Origin of the sequence: Pinibacter aurantiacus (assembly GCF_019130065.1) — a bacterium.
Taxonomy (GTDB): domain Bacteria; phylum Bacteroidota; class Bacteroidia; order Chitinophagales; family Chitinophagaceae; genus Pinibacter; species Pinibacter aurantiacus.
The window spans coordinates 213,028-235,965 of sequence record NZ_JAHSPG010000014.1 but is presented as its reverse complement, the minus strand read 5'-3'; the positions used below and the strand labels follow the sequence as shown (position 1 = coordinate 235,965).

18 protein-coding genes are annotated in these 22,938 nt (G+C 40.4%); 6 read left to right on the top strand and 12 right to left on the bottom strand.

Annotated elements, in window-relative coordinates; all coding sequences use genetic code 11:
- From KTO63_RS18475 to KTO63_RS18425, 11 genes are all read right to left on the bottom strand, one after another.
- A complete protein-coding gene (locus tag KTO63_RS18475; protein ID WP_217793091.1) occupies positions 1–2,727 on the bottom strand; it encodes a BamA/OMP85 family outer membrane protein in 2,727 nt (908 codons plus the stop codon).
- 113 nt (positions 2,728–2,840) lie between these two features.
- Complete coding sequence (locus KTO63_RS18470) at positions 2,841–3,620, bottom strand: isoprenyl transferase (protein ID WP_217793089.1); 780 nt, start codon at positions 3,618–3,620, stop codon at positions 2,841–2,843.
- Between the two features lie 239 nt (positions 3,621–3,859).
- Positions 3,860–4,711 carry a type IX secretion system protein PorG gene (gene porG, locus KTO63_RS18465; protein WP_217793086.1) on the bottom strand — a complete coding sequence of 284 codons (852 nt, stop codon included), beginning with the start codon at positions 4,709–4,711 and terminating at the stop codon, positions 3,860–3,862.
- A gap of 279 nt (positions 4,712–4,990) precedes the next feature.
- Positions 4,991–5,869, bottom strand: a complete 879-nt coding sequence (locus KTO63_RS18460; protein ID WP_217793084.1) for an NAD kinase — start codon at positions 5,867–5,869, stop codon at positions 4,991–4,993.
- A 160-nt stretch (positions 5,870–6,029) separates the two neighbouring features.
- Positions 6,030–7,505 (bottom strand): POTRA domain-containing protein, encoded by a 1,476-nt coding sequence (locus KTO63_RS18455; protein ID WP_217793082.1) that lies wholly within the window; start codon positions 7,503–7,505, stop codon positions 6,030–6,032.
- A 68-nt stretch (positions 7,506–7,573) separates the two neighbouring features.
- Positions 7,574–8,233: a CBS domain-containing protein gene (locus KTO63_RS18450; protein ID WP_217793080.1), complete on the bottom strand. Its 660-nt coding sequence runs from the start codon at positions 8,231–8,233 to the stop codon at positions 7,574–7,576.
- Positions 8,234–8,259: 26 nt separating this feature from the next.
- Entirely contained in the window at positions 8,260–9,036 is a 777-nt protein-coding gene (locus KTO63_RS18445; protein ID WP_217793078.1) for an alpha/beta fold hydrolase, read from the bottom strand.
- A gap of 245 nt (positions 9,037–9,281) precedes the next feature.
- Positions 9,282–9,818, bottom strand: a complete 537-nt coding sequence (locus KTO63_RS18440; RefSeq protein ID WP_217793076.1) for a CvpA family protein — start codon at positions 9,816–9,818, stop codon at positions 9,282–9,284.
- Positions 9,819–9,926: 108 nt separating this feature from the next.
- Positions 9,927–10,379: a GatB/YqeY domain-containing protein gene (locus KTO63_RS18435; protein WP_217793074.1), complete on the bottom strand. Its 453-nt coding sequence runs from the start codon at positions 10,377–10,379 to the stop codon at positions 9,927–9,929.
- Between the two features lie 142 nt (positions 10,380–10,521).
- Positions 10,522–10,872 carry a gliding motility protein GldC gene (gldC, locus tag KTO63_RS18430; protein ID WP_217793072.1) on the bottom strand — a complete coding sequence of 117 codons (351 nt, stop codon included), beginning with the start codon at positions 10,870–10,872 and terminating at the stop codon, positions 10,522–10,524.
- 92 nt (positions 10,873–10,964) lie between these two features.
- Positions 10,965–11,990 (bottom strand): glycosyltransferase, encoded by a 1,026-nt coding sequence (locus KTO63_RS18425; protein ID WP_217793070.1) that lies wholly within the window; start codon positions 11,988–11,990, stop codon positions 10,965–10,967.
- A gap of 682 nt (positions 11,991–12,672) precedes the next feature.
- On the opposite strand from KTO63_RS18425, the gene KTO63_RS18420 reads away from it, so the two are divergent.
- The 5 genes from KTO63_RS18420 to KTO63_RS18400 all read left to right on the top strand — a co-directional run bounded on the left by KTO63_RS18420 (position 12,673) and on the right by KTO63_RS18400 (position 19,230).
- The gene (locus KTO63_RS18420) at positions 12,673–13,299 is read left to right on the top strand and encodes a TetR family transcriptional regulator (RefSeq protein WP_217793068.1); all 627 of its coding nucleotides are present in this window, start codon (positions 12,673–12,675) and stop codon (positions 13,297–13,299) included.
- Positions 13,289–14,653, top strand: coding sequence for a TolC family protein (locus KTO63_RS18415; RefSeq protein WP_217793066.1), 1,365 nt, complete (start codon positions 13,289–13,291; stop codon positions 14,651–14,653). Before KTO63_RS18420 ends, KTO63_RS18415 begins: the two co-directional genes overlap by 11 nt.
- A gap of 96 nt (positions 14,654–14,749) precedes the next feature.
- Positions 14,750–15,889, top strand: coding sequence for an HlyD family secretion protein (locus KTO63_RS18410; protein WP_217793064.1), 1,140 nt, complete (start codon positions 14,750–14,752; stop codon positions 15,887–15,889).
- Between the two features lie 95 nt (positions 15,890–15,984).
- On the top strand, positions 15,985–17,565 hold the full coding sequence (locus tag KTO63_RS18405; protein ID WP_217793062.1) for a DHA2 family efflux MFS transporter permease subunit: 1,581 nt from the start codon (positions 15,985–15,987) through the stop codon (positions 17,563–17,565).
- Between the two features lie 843 nt (positions 17,566–18,408).
- A complete protein-coding gene (locus KTO63_RS18400) occupies positions 18,409–19,230 on the top strand; it encodes an SDR family oxidoreductase (protein ID WP_217793060.1) in 822 nt (273 codons plus the stop codon).
- Between the two features lie 96 nt (positions 19,231–19,326).
- On the opposite strand, the gene recO is transcribed toward KTO63_RS18400, so the two are convergent.
- A complete protein-coding gene (recO, locus tag KTO63_RS18395) occupies positions 19,327–20,067 on the bottom strand; it encodes a DNA repair protein RecO (protein ID WP_217793058.1) in 741 nt (246 codons plus the stop codon).
- A gap of 266 nt (positions 20,068–20,333) precedes the next feature.
- On the opposite strand from recO, the gene KTO63_RS18390 reads away from it, so the two are divergent.
- Positions 20,334–22,691, top strand: coding sequence for an efflux RND transporter permease subunit (locus KTO63_RS18390; RefSeq protein ID WP_217793056.1), 2,358 nt, complete (start codon positions 20,334–20,336; stop codon positions 22,689–22,691).
- The last annotated feature ends 247 nt before the right edge of the window (positions 22,692–22,938 follow it).

Here is a 22,938-nt window from a genome sequence, read left to right as displayed (position 1 = left end):
TTATTCTGGCTCAAAGCCCAGCATAAATGTAAATTTAGCAGCATCCTTCAGCTTTCCGCCCGGTTGCATACGGTCGATACCGATACCATAGTCAAATCCCAACAAACCAAACATTGGCAGGAAGAATCTTGCACCAAGACCAACACTTCTTCTCAAACGGAACGGATTATAGTCTTTATAATCGAACCAACCATTCGCTGCTTCAAAGAACGCTAAACCGTAAATAGTGCTGCTTGGGTTTGTTGTAAATGGATAACGAACCTCTGCAGTGTATTTATTGAAGATGGTAAAGAATCTGCTCGCCTGGCTCTTGTCAGGGTTCACACTTGGATCTGAGTTATCATAGATTGGATAACCTCTGTGTGCAATGATATCATAACCAAGGATACCAAAGTTGTTTGTCAAACCGGCATCACCCAATTGGAAACGCTCAAACGGAGAGTAGTCCAGGTTTCTGTTGTATTTACCCATGAAGCCGTATTTAGCTGCCAGTTTCAACACAAACTGGTGGCTCTTATCTGCACCGCTTGGTTTAGTCAACGGAACATACCATTCACCGTTAAAGCGCCATTTATGGAACTCAGGTAATTCGTACGGATGCGATGATGTTACCAAAGATGGATCTATCAATGAGTAAGGAGGCGTAAACTGACCGCTTAACAAGAAGTTAGAACCGCTTCTTGGGAAGATTGGCTGGTCAACTGAGTTGCGGCTCAATGCTATTTTAAAGCTCACGTTGTGCGACGTAGAGTTATTCAAACCAGGGAACAGGTTTGGATAGTTTTTCAGTTTGTACTGAGTGTAGTTCAATGAGTACACCAAAGTGAAAAAGTCATCCGGCCATTTCAATTGTTTACCCAAAGCTATAGACGCTCCAAATGTTCTAAGGTATGACGTGTCACTCGCTTTACGGCTATACGTGCCCGTGCGGTAATCATATGAGTTTGAGTAACGGGTGTTGTAGAAACTCACCGTTAATGAGTTACGTTTTTTACCACCCAGCCAAGGCTCAGTAAATGAGATGTTCTCGGAACGGAAAGCACGTCCGTTACTCTGAATTCTCAAGCTTAGTTTTTGGCCATCACCTGTAGGTAATGGGTCCCATGCAGATTTATTGAAAATATTCTTAAGCGAGAAGTTGTTAAATGTAACACCGACTGTACCGGTTAAACCGATACCACCACCCCAACCGGCAGAAAGCTCAAGCTGATCGGCAGATTTTTCTTCCACTGTATAGTTGATGTCCACCGTTCCATCCTCAGGGTTTGGAACGGGGTTGATACCAATTTTTTCCTGGTTAAAGAAGCCAAGGTTAGCGATCTCACGTTGAGAACGGATCAATGCCTCACGACTGAATTTATCGCCAGGAACAGTCCTGATCTCACGGCGGATAACATGCTCTTTTGTTTTCTCGTTACCGGCAATACGAATGTTTTTGATGGTTGCCTGTGGCCCTTCACGCATTCTTATTTCAAAGTCGATAGTATCGTTGTAAACGGCTGTTTCCACCGGATCTACCTGGAAGAACAAGTAACCGTCATCCATGTACAGTCCGCTGATATCACCTCCTTCCGGAGCCATTTGTTTACCCAGCTTTTTGTTAAGGATATCAAGGTTATAAACGTCGCCTTTTTTGATGCCCATGATAAGGGTCAAAAGAGAGTCCGAATACTTTGTATTTCCTTTCCAGGAAATGTTACCAAAATAGTATTTGTGACCTTCGCTAACTCTGATATCTACGTTCAATGTTCCTTTGGAAGTATAATATTGAGTATCCTGAACGATACCGGCGTCGCGGTAACCTTTGGAGTTGTAATAATCCAGTATTTTGTCTTTATCCTCTTCGTATTTCTTCTCACTGAATTTTGCTGAGCTGAATAATTTGAATCGGAAATAAGGATCGATGTATTCTTTAATTTTTGTAGGATAGAGATAGTCATGTTCTCTAACGAAGCTGTCCAGTGTCATACGTTCGCTGGTACCGTATGCCTTCATTTCTTTTGGAGGGAACAACGTTAAGTGCGTCATTTCCTTTGTGCCCTTCATCTGGCCTTTCAGTTTGTCACCGGAGATGTTATGGTTATCAAAGAAACTGATTTCGTTTACACGTACTTTAGGGCCTTTTGTAATGTCAAATGTGAGCGATTGAGCGTTGGCCATTCCGGCTTCTTTTTTCAACTCTGTCTTAACCTCGGCACTTCTGTAACCCTTTTCGCTATAGTATTTTTGAATGAGCTCGATCGCGGTACGAATCATGTTTTCCGTGATCACCCTTCCTTTTACGAGGCCCGTTTTCTTTTTAAGATCGTCTTCCTCAGTTTTCTTTATGCCCTTGAAAAAGAAGTTCGAAAGAGTGGGTCTTTCGGTAATATTAATTTCTATGGAAAGGTTTCTGCCGTCAACTTTCGTGAAAAAGATCTTTACGTTGGCAAACAGCTTTTGGTTCCAAAGATTCTGGATGGCTTTACTAAAATTGTCACCTCCGGGAATCACAACTTTATCGCCCACATTCAATGCGGCGATACTAGTAATGATGGAGGCATCGTATTTTTGCGTTCCTGTAACTTTTATATCTGCAATTACATATTCCTTAGGCTGTTTTGCATTGGGAATAGCTTCCAGTTCCGGATCAATCGATGTAGGATGCGTTGTGTCTTGCGAAAAAGCAGTTATCGTAAGTAAACAAAAAACCAACAATGACGTAGCTACAGGGATTCTTCTTAACATCTGGTTGTTTTAAAAAAAAGCAAATTAAAGGGATTTGTCGTAAGCATTTGTTAAATAGATAGGAAATTAGGCTAAAACGCGATACTTTCTTATCCAGCGAATACGAAAAATTGTTAACGACTAACTAATTGGTCGGCATCTCCATTCTCCTGCTCTATCTGGGCACTTGTTTTACCAAATCGTCTTTCACGATTTTGGAAATCGATAATAGCCTCATAGAGATTTTCTTTAGAGAAGTCCGGCCAGCGAACCGGTGTGAAATAAAGTTCTGCATATGCCAGCTGGTATAATAAAAAGTTGCTGATCCTGTATTCTCCACTTGTGCGAATCATTAATTCCGGATCAGGAAAATTGCTGGTACACAAGTATTGTTGTAAAGTCTCCTGCGTAATTGATTGTGGGTCAACCTTGCCGTTCTTTACGTCTATAGCAATATTTTTAACGGCGTTCACCATTTCCCATCTGCTGCTATAGCTAAGTGCCATTACCAGGTTCAGTCCGGTATTTTTTGCGGTAAGAGACAGCGCTTCATTAAGCTCATTTTGTGCGTAAGCCGGCAACATTTCCATATTACCAATTACATGAAGCCTGATGTTATTTTTATTAAGAGTATCTACTTCCTTGCGAATGGTTTCCACCAGTAGTTCCATCAGGCCAGTAACTTCCTGTTCTGGTCTGTCCCAGTTTTCAGTAGAAAAAGCATACAAAGTGAGATAACCAATGCCCAGTTCGGCACAGCCTTCCACGATTGTGCGCACACTCTCCACGCCATGAAAATGGCCGTAGAGGCGGTCCTGGCCTTTTTCTTTGGCCCATCTGCCGTTGCCATCCATAATTATTGCTATGTGGCTCGGTAATTTTTGACTGTTTATGCTCTCTTTGAGCGATTCCATAAACCGGATTTTAGAAGGGAGCGAAGTTACAAAAATTCGTTATGTAAATATTTAAATCTGGAAATATACGAGGACGCAGTTCAAATGAGGACAAATCGTGGAAATAATTAATAATTAATAATTAATAAAGAATAGGGTGTCAATGGTTAAGGGGTGTTGCTTCAGACCTGTCTAAAGCTAAATAAGGCTGCATTCGATCAGGAATGCAGCCTTATTAATTATTAATTGTTAATTATTAATTATTTAGCCGAAGGGCATCTGTAAGATGTAAGATTGAACGAAGCAGTGATCATGGCTGTTACGTACTGATCTTTTTGGTTTTGATACCCACGTTGGCGTCCTTTGATGCCAATCGGGTCGCCAGTTTCATAGCTTCTGTCCTGCAATTGATACCAAACAGTTGGTGTGCCGTCTGGCAGTGCTTGAGCGAATGCATCAGGAGCGTATGTTTTACTAACATCGTCAAGATAATCTGTGGTGGTAAAACGATACAGAATTTCGAAGCCGAGGTTTATTTTTTCTGTAAGGCTATATTTGATACCAACGCCAATTGGTAAACACATTGCCATTGTACTGTACTGTTTTCTGTCAGGATACAATGGAGAACCCTGACCTTCTGTACCCAGCGGACGCAGGAAGTACTTTTGACCTCTCAAATAAGTATACGGGTCATAGTTGAAGGCTCCTACACCTATTGTAACATAGGGAGTGAAGGCAAACATTGGATCGCCGGGAACATATTTGAAGAAATTAAAATCGCCCTGAACAGCAAGCTCCCAAATATTGGAATTGAAGCTGAGGTTTCTGCGCTGCTGGTATTCGTTGTCTTTGTTGTAAACATCGGAATATCCAATCTGGGCGTAAGTGGCGCCTACGCGAAGTGCAATGTAATTGCCAAATTGTTTGCGGAAAAATGCGGTGACTGCAGGCTTGGGACGATTGATCCTCGCACGGGTGTTCAGATCACCGAAATAGTGTGCTGCGCCGATACCGATACCAAATTCTCCTTCGTGTACAACGCTTTCATACTGGGCCTGGGTCGTTTGCATTAACAGTAATAGGCTCACCGTGAATAGACTAAGTAGTTTCATAAATGCAATTAATTAGTTTGTCTTTCTGTCGTTTAAAACACAGGTAAAAAATAATGGTGATCCTAGGTAATTGGATAATGGGAGTTGGCTATTGGACCGTATATACTTTAAAGGCGCACAAAACTAATGTTGAATTCCAATTTATGCAGTAATAAACAAAAAATTTTCTGCATTTAAAACACGCCGAACTTTAACAACGAAATTCGTTCCACATAATTGTGCTAAAAATGTGAAATGTAACACATTTTTAATGTTCGTATACGTTAAAGGATTTAGTGATCAGTTTCTTCTGTCCAGGCCCCACGACAATTTGCTGCGCAATGTTTGCAAGAAATTGTTCTCATTTAATCGTACGAGGCTTACAGTAAAGGATTCTTTTCTTATGGCGAGCTGTACACTTTTTGCAACAACTTCTTTTCTGGAGTCTAATGTACAAATAAAATCATCTGTTCTGCCCTCTACCTCGAAAGAAATTATATTATTGTCTGGAACCACTAGTGGACGCACATTCAGGTTATGTGGGGCCACCGGGGTGATCACAAAACTGCTGGAATCTGGAAAAACGATTGGGCCTGCGCAGCTTAATGAATAGCCCGTAGAGCCGGTAGGGGTGGAGACGATCAGGCCATCTGCCCAATATGTATTTAAAAATTCACCGTTCATGTAAGTGTGAATTTTTATCATGGAAGAAGAATCTCTTTTCTGAATTGCAAATTCATTCAACGCATAAGGAGTATCTCCAAAAAGGGGAATATTTGCATCAAGGTGTATAAGCGATCTTTTGTCAACTACAAACGTGCGGTGAACCAGAGAAGCAACAGCATTCTCCAATTCGTTTTTACCAATGCTCGCAAGAAATCCCAGACGGCCGAAGTTGATACCAAGTATAGGAATATTTTGATCACGAACCAATGTAACGGTATCCAGCATGGTGCCATCGCCACCGAGGCTTATCACAAACTCAATGGAATTATCGAGATCTGAATAAGAATTGAAAGTAGTGATGTTGTTACTTAAATGAACGGTGCTGATGATCTGTTCAAAAAATGGCTGATAGATGATTGGCTCGATATTGTAACGAGTCAGTTCATTGAAAAAGCTTTGTACCTCATCCCTGAATTGAAAATCTAAAACCCTGCTGTAGATGGCAACTTTCATCTGTTCATTTTTATTTTATTTTGGCCAGATGGAACTCGCCCCGCGCCATTGGCAGGCGGGGCTCGTTTCATACGCTATGCGTGAATGGTGAATGGTGAAACGTGAATGCAAACATAACTATTAGGTGTTACATTCGCGATTCCCGATTGACGATTCACGTCTAAAAATCGTTCCTCAGGTGAAAAAAGAATCCTTTTTCCCCCAGTTGATTAAAGCTGCATTCAAATCTGAAAACGAGATCATAAAAGGTGACCACATCTACCCCCAAGCCATAGGTATAAAGAAAACTGTTTTGCAAAGAATTATAAACAGGAGGTTTTGAATAAGAGTAACCTAAATCCGTATATGCTTTTACAAAAACCTGCAAGGGAATTCTCGCTGTGGAAAGCGGAAGAAAGTTTTGGAAACTGGTGTTTATTATTTCTCTTTTAATTGTATTGAATGCAGCAACGCCGGCAACTCCATCCACTACATACTTTTCCAAACCACGAAAAGAAAAATCTCCATAGCCAATTAATCGTTGATTGTAATAAGGCTGATCAAACGGGAGCTTGACGGTTCCGTTCGCCTGACCTACATAGAAAAGTTTCCAGCCGAGCGGCCATGCTTGTGTGTACTTAGCGGCCAATTGCCACAGGTTCATATCCTGGGAGAAACCTCGCTTTAGAAAGTTGACCTCTGCTGCTTTCCCTATTCGTGGATACGGCATGTAATCTATATTTTGATAGCGCCAGCCGTAGCTGAATTCAGGGTAGGCCATGCTTGTAGAGCCGTTGGGAAAATACTTGGGGTTGTGCTCCAACACTGAGTTGTCAATCTTATTAACGGTGTAGCCCAGTCGAAAAATATGCCGGGTGTAAATAGCGGGACGATAATAATAACTTAACGTAACATTGAACAGCTCGTTGATATACTTATTTGCATTGTCAACAGAATCTACGTTAAGGAAAAACTGTTTGTTATTAACGGTGCTAACATTCAGTTCTTTTACCGCCGAATAGGAGGCACTTGCTCCAAAGCCATGTTTTAAAGTGTTGTCGGCATAAGGCTGATCGTAAGAAATTGAGTATTGATGCGTATACCCGGTTATGAACATTAGCTTCAGCTTATCGTTTCTGCCCGTAAAATTGTCGTAGTAGAATTTTACGCCGTAGTTGAGCCTATCAAGTTTGTAGCCCTTGTCTGCCCATGCAGAAAAGTTTCTGTCGACAGGCTTTACATAGGGAAGAGGAATAATATACCATCGCTCTTTAATGTCAATTTGAATATCGGTTATGTAGCCACGAAATTGTTTCAGGTAGATGTTTACTTCGTGAAATAGCTGTGTGTTGATCAGTTGCTGGCGGCCGGTTACGAACTTTTGAGTGAGATCCTGCAGGGAAAGTGTATCTCCTTTTTTAAAAGGAAGTTCCCGCTCAATAATATAAGCTCTTGTTTTTTTATTGCCGGTAATATAAATGTCGCCAACAGTTAACTTGTGATCATTTACCGTGGAATCAAAATGAACTGTGGAAGGAAGACTGTCCGTAGATAGGAAAGATTTGAGGCCATTTTTTAAAGTAGACACATTCCCGGCAAACACGATGCCCGGAACAAAAAAGAATAGTACGACAACCAAGTAATTTTTTCTGCCCATTATCAACACATTTCTAAGTAGAAAACATATATGTTTTCTCTACTCATCAAACTGAAATATTTATTTGTCTAAATATTCAAATAATTCATCAGGTGGTCGTAATTGTTCTTAAGCTCGTTTTCGTAGAGTTCTTCGCCAAAATAATATCGAACAACATACTCATAGCGCTGGAAGGTTGCTATGATGTCGGAAATTTCCAGTTTGTTAATTTTAACTGTTACCACGAACACTGAATTAGTTGAATCGTAGTAAGTATTCATTTGAGTGATTTGCGCATCATTTGTCTCCACCAGTTTACTGATCTCAGAAAATGAAAAATTCTGTTTTTCCATTTCCAGCACGATCAATCCGCCGGGGTCATTAACGCCGGTCATGTGCGCAAATTCTTTCAAAAGGTCATAGGCGTTGATAGCGCCTACCCATGTAAGGTCTTGTTCTATAACGGGAATAACGCATAAATTGTATTCTGTTGAAAGCTTTACTGCTTCAAAAAAATACTTATTATCCTGCACGGCAAGCTTCACAAAAGATGCCTGCAGCTGGATAATAGTTGCGTTGGTATCTGTATTAAGCAATTCTTCTTCGTCGATAAGCCCCACGAATTTCTCCTCGGCTATTACAGGCAATTGGGATAAGTGATAATCCGACATTAGCTGCAAGGCTTTGTCCACGCTATCGGTTGGAGCCAATACGGGAATCGACGTTGATATGAGTTCTTTATTTAACAAATTGCTTGTTTATATAAGTATATACGTTAAGCGACGGCGGCCGGTTCGTTAAGCTTTTTTAAAAATTTGTGAAGGATCACGTTGAATTCTTCGGGAACCTCCATCATCGGCGCGTGGCCGCATTTATCAATAAAATGCAGTTCACTGTTTGGAATAAGTCTGTTGAATTCGCGTCCTACAAAAGGCGGCGTAATTGTATCATTGTTACCCCAAATCAACAATGTGGGTTGTTTAATCTGGCTAATTTCTTCGCCAAGGTTATTGCGGATGGCGCTTTTGGCCAATGCAATGATCTTTATGACTTTAAGGCGCACATTTACAATGTCATATACTTCGTCCACCAGTTCTTTTGTGGCCATTTTAGGGTCAAAAAAAGTAAGCTCGGTTTTTTTGCGGATATATTCATAGTCTCCACGTTTTGGATAGGTGTCACCCATTCCATTTTCGAACAAACCTGAACTTCCTGTAAGAATAAGTGACTTTATTCTTTCAGGGTGCTTCAATATATGTACCAAGGCCACATGACCGCCCAAAGAATTTCCAAGAAGGTTAATATTCTGATAGTTCCTGGTTTCAATAAACTTGTGCACGTATTTCTCCAAACCACTTACGGAAGTATGCAAAATGTCGAGGTCAAATAGGGGTAACATGGGAACCACCACCTTGTAGTGGTGCTTAAAATATTCAATCAAATCCATGAAGTTGCTTAGGGCTCCAAATAATCCATGTAACAGTACTAGAGGTTCTCCTTCACCTTCTTCAATAAATCTGAATTTATCCTGATGTTTGATTTCGTAATTCATCTGTTCTGTAAATATCACTTATTCAATTAAGCGCTAAAATAGTTGTTTTGCGCCAAAAAAAGCCTGGCTTTAGAAATACAAAGCTAAAACATTGAACGGTAAGCTACTGTTAAGTGTATTGACGAGGTTTTTCTGTAATTAAAAATAATACAATAGAGAGTAATTTTAAAATATCGTTAAGATTTTTATTTCCTCAATATCTTAAAAGACGTGACAAAGACGCATTCAATGCGCCTCTACGACTACTACGCGCTTTTCGCGGCAACATTGTCGAAAAAGCTTTCAAGCTGGGCAAACATGTCCTTGAACCATGGCAGCACTTTTCCAATACCGTTAATAGCGGCAGGACCGAATGGCTCAATGAAACCATAGAAATGTGATTGCGCCACAGAATTGTCGCTGATTATATGCACCTTTTGTATATAAAAAAGAACAACACTAAAAACAATTGTATATATAACTGCGTATAAAACGATTCCGGCGAGCTTGTTTGCCCAGCCCAATGCCACAACTTCCATGGTCTTGGTAATGAGCGAAGCCAGCAGGCGAATAACCAGCATGACTGCAATAAAAACGATAACAAAAGATATGAAAGGCAACCAGCGGACGGAAATATTGGTGCTGTCTTTCAAGTAACTGGCAGTAATGGCCGATAATTTCATAGCGGCAACCAAACCAATAATTAATCCAACCACGGATAAAATAGCGACTACAAAACCATTTCGCCAGCCTTTGTAAAGTGCTAGTATGAGGATGATTATGAAGAGGACATCGATGATCATAGAATAATAATTGATTAACTGAATGACTGAATAACTGAGTGTTTGATAGTCGTAAAGCGAAATCGAGAATAAGACATTCAGTTATTCAGTTATTCAGCTAATCAGTTATTATTTAGTAAGTAATTCTTTTACAGTAGCGCTTATCGCTTTGCCGTCTGCTCTGCCAGCCAATTGTTTGGAAGCTATGCCCATTACTTTACCAAGATCTGCCGGAGATGCAGCTCCTGTTTCAGCAATAATTTTTTCAAGTGCCGCTTTCAATTCTTCTGCAGATAACTGCTTTGGAAGAAAACGCTCGATCACGTTGATTTCATCTGTTTCTTTTTGGGCAAGATCAGCGCGGTTTTGCTGTGTGAAGATCTCAAGAGAATCTTTACGTTGTTTCACCAACTTTTGTAAAAGTTTCAGTTCGCCTTCCGCAGAAACCTCGCCATTAGCGCCGGGTTCTGTTTTTGCTTTTATAATTTCTGCTTTGATAGCTCTCAGGCCACGCAGTAATGCTTCATCTTTTGCTTTCATGGCATCTTTCATTTCTGCCATTACTTGTTGTTCGAGACTCATTTTATTAGGAATTAGTAATTAGAAATTTGGAATTAGAATTAGTTGAGAGTTGAGAAGGGAGAGTTGAGAGTTCTTTGTGTGTTACATCGTTGAGGTTATGCTGAGCTGTGCTTAGGCTTAACCCTCAACTCTCAATTCTCCACTATTTCAAGCTGTTTTCTTTCATTTGCTCTTCGCGGAACTTGTTGTAGAAGTCTTTTGCGAAGTTCTTCATGTCATTTACCAGTTCTGTATGTTTTGTGGCGCGATTGTACGTGTCGGCCATGGTCATCAGGGTTTGGTAAAAGAAATCTGCCATTTCATCTACCATCATTTCTTTTGTCCACAGGTCAATGCGGAGAGCTGTTTTGTCAGTTCCGTCCCACAGCGACAGCATAATGGCTTTCGCTTTTTGCTTACTATCCACGGTGCTGTTGGAAGCACTCCACAGAATGTTTTCCGGCGTTTTATCGCGATCTAATATTACATCGATTGTAATGGTTGACTGATCCATAGTTTATAGTTGAATGTGCGAAGGTAGGGTGGAAAGTCAAAAGTCAAAAGTAAAAAGTCAAAACGCCGGCTTGCTCTTTGACTTCTCAATTTTTACTTTACAAGCTCTTTCATTTTCTCCACCTGCTTTTTCCTCAAAGTTTCATCTTTGTATATGGTGATCATATTCCGGGAAATATCCTCCACATTCGTTGCGCTGGCGTAAAGGGCTGCGTCGCCTGCCATTTCTTTAATCGCCGGAAGGTCCGAAGTTATGATGGGTGTTTCGCAGAAAATCGCGTTGATCACCACAAATGGAATGCTTTCCTGGGTAACTGCATGCATACAAGCATATGCAGACGCGAGTACCTGCAGTTTTTCTTCTTCACTCAATTGTAGCAAATGCACGTCACTTTTATGTTTGTAAGTTTCCAATTTGGAGAAATCCTGATGCGCATTTTCGTCATGTATGATGATCAATTGCATGGAAGATTGCTGCCATTTTTTGAAGATGGTGAATGCTTTCAGCAAATTGACGAATTCATGCTTTTCACCGGAAATGATGGAAACAAAGTAATCTTTTCCAGAGGTGTATTTGTCCTTTACCTGCTGCTTTTCTTCCCAGCTTAGGGGCCTTGCAAAAGGGGAAGCGTGAGGTTTTATAACCTGAATCTTATTTTCTGATGATTCGTTCTGTATGAGCGTTTTATAATGTTCAGAAGGCACAATTACCTTCGCTGCCTTTTGAAGGGCAGATTTTAGATTCTTTTTATTGAAAAGTTTTTTGTCGAATGCATCAGGCTGTTGCAAAAATTCAAGATTTGATGCAATTAAAACCTGGGTAGCTTTATTTGAGAAAATGTGAAAAGGGTGATTGGTTACCCATTTTGCGTCGGGTATTTTTTTAATCGTCCTCGCCACAAAACTGTTGAAGCCTCCGTCTCTTTTCAGCTTACTGAGAAACGACGGATAAGGTGGCTGTATAATTAGTCCCGGAAAAAAGAAAGAATCCGGATGAGTGTTTACACCCAATGAAAATACCCGTGTTGGAGACTCTTGTTCGATTATTGATTTGTATACCTGTAATATATAATCACCTTCTTCTGTGTCAACTGACGAAATATCTAAGAATAGTTCCATTGTGTTTTTACTAGAATGTGTAAACGTATAAAAGGCAATTGGCCGGTGCAAAGATGCATAACCCTGGCATTTTTACCACCATTTAAAATCGGGTGAATATGCTTTTGACGTCGCCGAAATCAATTTTAGTTTTACAATAGTTGATTAATGCGACCCACAACTGTTGATCAGCTACTTTTTGATGCAGAAGCAAAAACCCGAAGGTTTATGGCTCATTGTTGAATAGGTTTATAAACCGGAGGGTTTTTGTTTTCTAAATAAGAATAGGAACGCAGATCGTCATGATTGTCAAGATTTGTTATATAATGGATGATTTTTTGGATTAATATAAACGGTTAAAAATCATCACAAATCATGACAATCATGAAAATCAGCGTTCTATCCTCCTAAATATTTAGGGTTAATCCAAAACCCTGTGGAAAACCGTAAACAAAAACGGTTAAGGCTGCTTTCTAAAGCAGCCTTTCTTATGTAGAGACGGATAATTATCCGTCTCTACTTGTAATTCATCCGTCTCTACCTGTAATTCATACACTATTGCCGGTAAAAATTGGTCAAACGTTTGTTTAATTCAAACGTTTGTTTAATTTTGTAATAGAAATGACGGAATTTTATATACTAGAGACGGATAATAATCCGTCTGTAAATAAAAATTGTCCGTCTCTACTACATAAAAATTGATATGGAATATTCAGAAAAGAAAATACACATTATTGAGGCTGCTGAAAAGCTGTTTGCAACAAATGGCTTTTCTGGAACGTCAGTCAGGGACATTGCACATGAGGCGGGCGTGAATCTTGCGATGATATCATATTATTTCGGCTCGAAGGAAAAATTGATGCAGTCGCTTTTTGAATATAGAAGCGCGGCTTTCCAGTTGGAAAGAGTGTTGAACGACGAGAAAATGACGCCGTTGGAAAAAGTGAACCACATGATTGAAAACTACATGGAAAAAGTTTTCAACCAGAGTTGTTTTCACAAGATTATGGTGAGGGAGCAAATGCGTAATCATGACACGGAACTTGGCGAAATGCTAAAGGCATTCAAAAAAAAGAGTCTGCTTGCAATGCAGCAGCTAATTATAGAAGGACAGAATAAGGGAGTTTTTAGAAAAGATATAGATCTCCAAATGCTCATCCTCACAATGACCGGCACAACCAATCAGTTAATCAGTACCATGGAATTCTACAGGTATATGAACGAAGATTTAAAGGACTTGTCGGAAGACGATTTCAAAGCCACAATGAAGATCAGACTTTTCGAGCATTTAAAATTACTATTCAAAGCAATATTGACACATGAAGCGTAAATTTTGGTATCACACAGCGTTAGCGCTTATCATCAGTTTTATGACGCTAGGCGCTTCGGCCCAATCATCAGATTCGGCCAAATTGCTTTCGCTTTCGGAAGCAATCGATCTAAGTATTAAAAACAGTAAAGAGCTGAAGCTTAACCACGCAAAAGTTGACGAGGCCCTGGCTACCCTTCGCGAAGCGAAAGATGCAAGACTTCCGGATTTGAGTGTTTCTGCTTCTTACTTGAGGTTAACTGACCCGGGATTGACTTTAAAAAATCAAAAGGACAACGGAAGCGGCTCTGGTTCTGGAAGCGAGTCTTCTACACCTAAAATCAACCAGGCAATGTATGCAATGGTGAGCGGATCTGTTCCTTTATTCACCGGATTCAAAATCAAATCGGGCATCGAATCTGCTCAATATCTCGCTGAAGCTGCAAGGCTCGATGCGGATAATGACAGAGATGCGGTTATCGCAAATGCCATTTCTGCTTACGCAAACTTGTACAAAGCAGGCGTATCTGTGGATTTGGTAAAAGAAAACCTTGTTCGTTCTCAACAACGTGTGACAGATTTTGAAAACCTTGAGAAGAACGGTTTGATGGCACGTAACGATCTGTTGAAAGTGCAACTGGAAGCATACAATGTTGAGCTTGCATTAATGGATGCTCAAACACAGCTTAAGATCACCACGGTTAATATGAATCTTATGCTCGGTCTTCCTGAAAGTACGAAGCTGATCGCCGACACATCAGGTTTCAAACTACTTACACAAAACAAAACAATTGATGAGTGGGAACAACTGGCTCATCAAAACAGAAAAGATATCCAGGTGCTTTCTCTAAATGAAAAAGCGGCTAACTCAAATATCAAAGGTGTAAAAGGTGACATGTATCCTTCACTTGCATTGACCGGTGGTTATGTAGGACTGAATATTCCAAACTTTGTATCTGCTACAACTGCCTTCAACATTGGTGTTGGCGTTAAGTACAGCGTTTCTTCCTTGTGGAAAACAAAAGCAAAACTGGATAAAGCAAATTCTCAATTGCAGGAAGTTCAGGTACACCAGGAAATGCTGGATGATAATATTCGTCTGGACATTACCAAGGCTTATGAAGCTTATTACTTAAGCATGAAGAAAATAGATGTATACACAAAAGCAGTAGAGCAGGCAGATGAAAACTACAGAATAACGAAGAACAAACAGGCGAACAATCTTGCTACTACGACAGATTTGCTTGATGCGGACGTTGCATCGTTAACATCTAAGATCAACTACAATCACGCGAAAGCAGATGCAGTGGTTGCTTACAACAGATTGCTGCAGGCATCAGGAATTATCGCAACTGAAAAAGGTATAAGCAAATAAAAAACTAGTACAGGTACAGACGGATAATAATCCGTCTCTACAAGCACAGACGGATTATTATCCGTCTCTATCACACAAAACTCACAACTTAATAAAATGGAAACTCAAACTCAAAATAAAGTGGCTTCATCTAATCATACAGAAGGTGCTCATAATCACGAGCAGCCTAAAAAAAGGAACTTCGGTTTTATTATAGTACTGGCAGCGCTTGTAATTGGCGGTGGTACTTTCGGTATTTCAAAATACGTTCATGGTCAGCACCACGAAGAAACGGACGATGCGCAAATTGATGCAAACATCAGCCCTGTGATACCACGTGTATCTGGCTACGTAACTGAAGTGCGTGCAAAAGATAACCAAATCGTGAAAAAAGGTGATACACTTATTATCCTTGATAATCGCGATCTTCTTATAAAAGTAGAAGAAGCTGAAGCCGCTTTGCTTGGTGCAAAGAGTAATCTTTCAGTAGCGGAGGCAACAACCAACGCTTCTAAAGCAAACATTGTAACTTCACAAGCAAGCATTACAACTGCAGACGCGCAAATCGAAGCAGCAAAAGTTAACGTTTGGAGAGCAACTCAGGATTACGAGCGTTATGCAAATTTGATTAAAGATCATTCAATCACTCAACAACAATACGAACAAGCACTTGCTGCTAAACAAACTGCAGAACGTCAATTGCAGGTTTTGGTTGAGCAAAAAAATGCAGCTGCTAAACAAACCGCTGCAACTGCTTCTCAAAGCAATGCAACCTCACAACAAATTGCTGTAGCAAATGCAGTGATCAAACAACGTGAAGCGGATTTGGCAAATGCGAAATTGAATCTTTCTTATGCAGTAGTATTAGCTCCTGCAGATGGAAAAATTTCAAAAGTAAGTGCACAGGTTGGTCAGTACTTGCAAGCAGGTCAATCACTGTTCAGTGTGGTATTGGATCAGTCAACATGGGTAACTGCGAATTACAAAGAAACTCAGTTGAGCAAAATGAGAGTTGGTCAAAAAGCAATCATCACTATAGATGCGTTTCCTGGTCATAAGTTTGAAGCAACATTGGCTTCGTTCTCTCCTGCAACAGGTTCACGTTTCGCGCTATTGCCTCCGGATAATGCAACTGGGAACTTCGTAAAAGTTGTTCAGCGTTTGCCGGTAAAACTTGAGTTCACAAATCCTTCTGATTCTCTTGTTAAGCAACTGCGTCCAGGTATGAACGTGAATGTGGATGTGCATTTGGACTAAGAACGTGAATGGTCAATCGTGAATGGTGAATGAGGAATCTTTCCGATTCACGATTGACGTTTCATGTTTCACCTTTCTTTTAAAATATTATTTACATGCAACAGAATTCATTGGTAGAATATGGTTCCAGGCGTGTGATCATTACCATTACTGCGGTAATGTGCGCACTGCTTGAAATTGTAGATACCACCATTGTGAACGTGGCACTGCACGATATGCAGGGTAACCTGGGCGCCACAACACAGGAAGTGGGATGGGTGGTAACTGCATATGCCATTGGTAACGTAATTATCGTACCAATGACCAGTTGGCTCTCACAACAATTCGGACGCCGCAACTACTTTGCAGCATCCATTCTTATATTCACTATTTTCTCATTTTTATGCGGTAACGCAAATGGTATTTGGGAACTCGTAGCCTTCAGGTTTATGCAAGGTGTTGGTGGTGGTGCCTTACTGGTAACGTCGCAAACACTGATCACTGAAAGTTATCCTCCTGAAAAACGTGGTATGGCGCAGGCTATTTACGGTATGGGTGTAATTGTGGGTCCAACGCTTGGTCCTCCTTTGGGTGGTTTTATTACAGATAATTATTCATGGCCGTACATTTTCTATATCAACATTCCATTAGGTATTATTGCTATGCTGCTTACACTGCAGTTTGTACGTAGTCCTAAATATGGTGATAAGTTAAGTGCTAAGCAGGTTGACTGGACGGGTATAGGTTTATTGGCTTTGTCGGTAGGTTCATTACAATATGTGTTGGAAAAAGGACAAGAAGATGATTGGTTCAATGATCCGCTGATTACTACGCTGGCTATTACAACTGTACTTGGTATCTTCTTCTTTATCTGGAGAGAGCTAAGGGCCAAGAATCCGATTGTGGAACTTCGTGTGCTCGGCAACGGTAACCTTCGAACTGGTACGATCTTATCGTTCATACTTGGTTTTGGTTTGTATGGAACCACATTCATCATTCCGTTGTACACCCAGGCTACATTGGGTTGGACAGCAACTCAGTCTGGCATGCTGATGATTCCCGCCTCGCTTGTAACAGCATTCATGATGCCGATCGTAGGTCAGTTATTACAGCGTGGAGCCAAGCAGCAAATACTTGTAGCTATTGGTATGGTGATCTTCTTCTTCTTTTGTATGTGGGGGTATAAAATTATTACGCCGGATACAAGTAAAGAGGCTTTCACCTGGATGTTGATCATGCGTGGTGTGGGTATGGGTATGTTGTTCGTGCCGATTACAACGCTTTCCCTGTCTACCTTAAAAGGAAAACAGATCGGTCAGGGTGCAGCATTCACTGGTATGATGAGGCAGCTGGGCGGATCGTTTGGTGTGGCGCTGATCACAACTTTTATCGCCAGACAAAGTATGTCGCACAGAAACAATCTTGTTTCAAAATTATCGGTAGATGATCCTGCGGTAATGCAACGGATACATGGTATGCAGCAGAGCTTTATTTCAAAGGGTATCGAAGCACAAACAGCACTGAAAGATGCCTACCAATCGCTGGATTACATGGTAATGAAACAATCTATCGTGTTGACTTACATGGACGTATTCTTATACATCGGTCTCCTGTTCCTTTTGTGCGTACCATTTGTATTAATGGTAAAAGCTAAAAAGAACAAAGGCGAAAAAGTAGATACGTCGATGGCACACTAGAAAATAATTGAATAATTGATTGATTGAATAATGGGGGGCAAAGAATAACGGATGAACAAATACTTACGGTAAGGCATAATCACAAAACCTCCCTTATTCAGTTGATCAATTAATCAATAAATCATAGACTCTATTGAAAATGTCCCGGGGCTGCGCTTCGGGATTTTTTTTGCGTTTGCCACAGAGGACACAGAGGATATGTAGGTCCTCCCTGTATATATAGTAAAGACATTGGAGCATCTTGATAGTTTTTGGAGAAATGAGTGTAAGGCGTTGAAGTGAATGGCAGGCCTGACATCGCGCAGTGGGGGAAAATAAACGCTTCTTTCAATACTTCTGTTTCCTCGGTGTTTCTGTGGCAATAAAACGAAAAGTCCCGAAGACATGCTTCAGGACTTTTTAATTCTTTGTACAAAACCTTTACCAGCTACTCGGGGGCCATCAATAGGTACAAATTTTAGGACGGTTTCTTCCTAGGATTGGATAGGCTTCAATGATATTGGATAAACTTTCTAATTGAAAGATAAACGAGATAATACGGTTATTCTGGATTTGGATATTTGGTCTTGGATATTGGATTCTTCCGCTTATCAATCAATTTCTATAACAAAAGTATCCAGAAGGCACATGGTTTGCAAGAGCATAAACGCTCAATTTTATTTTACAGTTTTTCTATAAAAAATAGTAAGAATACTATTTGTAGGTCTCGGATAATTACCCATTTTTACATGAACGGTCAAGATAAGTATTCATTTATCAGATAATAATTGATAAATTCAAGAATGCTTGACCTCACCATGAGGAAATTTTTCTGCATAAACCCTATACAAAAAACGTCGACGAATGAAGTTTTTAAACAAGACTGTATTTATAACAGGAGGTAGCCGTGGAATTGGTAAAGCCATTGCAATGAAGCTGGCCAGCGAAGGAGCCAACATTGTAATTGCCGCCAAAACCGTAGAGCCCAATCCAAAATTGGAAGGAACTATTTTTACTGCTGCCGAGGAAATAGATAAACAAGGGCCCGGCAACGTATTGCCGCTTCAGCTAGATATTCGCTTTGAGCAGGATATAGTAAGTGCCGTAAAAAAAGCGGTTGATACTTTTAATGGCATTGACATATTAATAAATAATGCGAGTGCCATCAACCTCGCCAACACTGAACAACTCGAAGCCAAAAGATTCGATCTGATGAATGATATAAATGTTCGGGGCACCTTTTTCATGAGCCAGGCTTGTATTCCTTACTTGAAAAAGGCGAATAATCCGCATATTCTAAATTTATCTCCCCCGATAAACCTGGATCCGCAGTGGTTTGCAAAGCACCTTGCTTACACCATGAGTAAATATGGAATGAGCATGGTGGCAATGGGACTGGCGGAAGAATTGGCTACCCATCGCATTGCTGCAAATACTTTGTGGCCAAAAACAACCATCGCTACGGCCGCTGTCCAAAATTTGCTAGGTGGCGATTTCCTTGTACAACGCAGCCGCACACCCGAAATAGTGGCTGATGCTGCATTTTATATTTTGCAAAGACCCTCTTACGAATGTTCCGGAAACTTTTTTATTGATGAAGAGGTGTTGACTGCCGAAGGCATTACAGATTTTAAAAAATACGCAGTGAACCCGGAGAATAAGTTGATGCCGGATTTGTTTTTGTAACGCTGAACGCCTAATGCCTAATGCAGAACGCAAGTAGCTGAATGCGTAGGACGCTGCACAGAGACAGCGTTCAGCGTTGGGCATTAGGCGTTGAGCTTACGAAAGCACTTCCTGTAACACAGCCAGCGTCCTCATGTGCCCGAAGTCCGAAATGTGCAATGCATAAAATAGCTCCAACGAGTGCATAAGTGACTGGCGGGATTGCCTGTTCAGTTTTATTTGCGACAGTTCGGAAGGTTGCTGCACTTTGAGTAGTTGCGAGACAGTATAACTAAGATCGCCCTCAATGAAAGATTGGTGCACCGGAAATTCTTTTTGAAAAACACCTTCCTGTAAATTCAAAATATTATTTCCCGATTCGTAATCGTCATAGATTTTAAATCCGAAAAAATTGGTAAGGTTCAATGCGAAGAAGAGGGGATAATTTGCCACAACGGTATCCTCGGCTTCATCCAGATGGATCATGGCATCTTCAATAAAATAATAAAGCTCCGCATTGGCCTCGGGGAGTTTCAGGCATTTTTGCAGAAGCTCTACAATAAATAAAGCAACCGCATTTTTATAAACATCGAAAAAAATATGCTGATACAAAAAGCCCCATTTGTACTCTTTAATGCGCTGGATATTCTTTAACTCATTGTGGTAAACGATAAGATCGAGAATGGCGCCCGGTTGAAACAGATTTGCTTTTCCCTGTCCCTTCTTATTGCTAGTTCTTACGCCATTTTGCAAATAGGTTTGCGTACCAAAAAGCTCCGTAAAAACGGTAACGATCACACTGGTTTCGCCATATTTTACCGTTTTTAAAACAAGCCCTTTGGTTTTGAATGTGATCATGGGGGAAAGTTAGGAATTAGGAATTAGAAATTAGGAATTAGAGGGGAGTTGTTGGTTGGTGGTTGATGGTTGTTGCCGGTAGCCGGTTGCCTGTGGCCAGTCGCAACTTCTTGCTAAAGATGTGGCAGTAAATTAGATGGGAAAGATGTTGCACATAAGCACCGGCATCCGGCTACAGGCCACTGGCACGCAATTCCCTAACAACCATCAACCAACAACTAACAACAATTTTCCTTTTCTTTGCTCACAATATAATATTACATACCATGTGGGAGAAACTGGGCCAATTTGTACTGAAAAACAGAGTTATTTTACTGGTTCTACTTTTAGCCGCAACGGGTTTTATGGGATATCACACCAGTAAACTTCAGTTGAGCTACGACTTTTCAAGGGCCGTTCCTACCGACAATCCGAAATACCAGGAATATCTTGCTTTTAAACAGAAGTTTGGTGAAGATGGCAATATGCTGGTAATTGGCTTTGAGACAAAAGATCTTTTCAAAGAAAATGTTTTCAACGAATACAGAAAGCTCGTAGAAAATCTAAAAAAAGTTAATAAGGTTGAAGATGTTATCAGCGTAACGAATTCCATCACACTCGCAAAGAATGATAGTTCTGAAAAACTAAAGGCTGTACAAATATTTCCGGCCGGCAATCTTTCCCAGCAGGACCTGGACAGTGGCAAAGCCAAATTTTTAAATCTCCCTTTCTACCGCGGTTTTCTATTTAACCCTCAAACAAACGCATACCTCACCGGCGTTCACATCAACAAACAGGCGATGGCATCCAAAGAGAGAACAACGGTCGTAAACAACATCGTTGCGGCAGGAGATGCCTTTAGCAAAGCAACAGGAATTGAAATGCATTACAGCGGTTTGCCATTAATTCGTACACAGGTAGCCGATAGAATTGCTTTTGAAATGCGTTGGTTGCTCATCGGTTCTCTGATCTTATCTGCAGTAATCCTCATGGTGTTTTTCAGAAGTGTAAGCGCCACCATTATGTCGCTGCTGGTGGTTATCATGGGCGTAATTTGGGCAACAGGTACCATGCATTTGTTTGGTTACAAGATCACACTGCTCAACGCATTGATACCACCATTGGTTGTTGTAATTGGTATTCCAAACTGTATTTATTTCCTCAACAAATATCACTTGTCATGGCGCGACACACAGGATAAACACGCGGCGCTTATCCAAATGATAGCTAAAATGGGAATCGTTACGTTGTTCTGTAACATAGCAGCAGCAATTGGTTTCGCAGTTTTTGCGCTAACGAAAAGTCCATTGCTGAAAGAGTTTGGCGTTGTAGCAGGTATCAGCATCATGGTAATATTTGTGATCTCGTTTATTTTCATCCCTACCGTATTGAGTTTTCTGCCGGCACCAAAACCAAAGCATGTTCGCTATCTGGAAAACAGATGGTTGCTAAGCTTGCTTGACAAACTGGAGATATGGTCATTAAATCACCGGACATTTATTTATGTATGCACGGCAATCATTTCAGTGTTGTCCATATTGGGAATGTTGAGATTAAAATCAGAAGGTTTCATTGTAGATGATTTGCCAAAAACAGATAGAATTTATAAGGACCTTAAATATTTTGAAAGCAACTTTAATGGTGTAATGCCATTGGAAATTGCAGTAGATACAAAAAGAAAAAATGGCTTCCGTGCAAAACCACTGGAGATACTCGGAGCAATGGATTCTCTGAGCACCTACATCGACTCCAGACCAGAAATGGCAAAACCATTGTCGATTGTGGAAGGGATGAAGTTTGCGAGACAAGCATATTACGATGGAGACAGCAGCTACTACAGTTTGCCCAATTCATTTGATGTGGCATTTCTTTCGGGTTATCTGAACATGAAATCTGACAGTGGAAGCGCCAAATCGCAGAACACTTTTACAAAGTTGGTAAGCTCTTTCATGGACAGTTCAAAACAAGTGGCACGCATCAGTGTAAACATGAAAGACGTTGGCAGTGCTGAATTGCCAAGGATAATTGCTGATGTAAAACAAAAAGCGAATCAGTATTTTGACAGCACCAAATACAACGTACAGTTTACCGGAAGCAGTGTAACCTTCCTCGAAGGAAGCAGTTTTATTATTAATGGTTTGAAAGAAAGCATCATGTGGGCGTTCCTGTTGATTGCTTTATGTATGCTTTATTTGTTTAAATCGTTGCGCATTTTGATATGTTCGCTCATTCCTAACATTATTCCACTATTGATTACTGCAGGTGTAATGGGTTGGCTGGGTGTTCGCTTGAAACCTTCAACCGTGTTGGTTTTTAGTGTTGCGCTGGGTATAGCAATTGATATTACCATACGGTTTCTGGTAAATTATAAACAGGAGAAAGATGAAGATAAAGAGAAGGACTCCAGGCAATTGGTAATTGATACGATTCACACAACCGGCATCAGTATCATCTACACATCACTTGTATTGATTGCAGGATTCGTTATTTTCTGTTTCAGTGGATTTGGCGGTACAAAATCGCTTGGTTGGTTGATATCGCTTACGCTGGTTGCAGCAACCTTTACGAATTTGATATTGTTGCCCGCCTTGTTAATAAGCACAACGACAAAGAAAGAAAAGAAGTTGAAACAGGTAGAACGTTAATGCAAAGCTGAAAATAGCTTTCTAAATTTCCAAACTAGATAAGTTTATATAGGCAGAAAACCGCTTCAATTGAAGCGGTTTTCTGCGTTTTTGCGTCTAACTACGCCGTGTTGAAATCTTAAAACGGCAGTTATTATATTTTTTTTGAAAGTGTTTTAGTTGACGCATTTAAAAAACATCTATTCACGAACAATTAACAAACTACTTTTTTTGATGAAAGCAAATTTTTCAAAGTATTCTGTTGTAA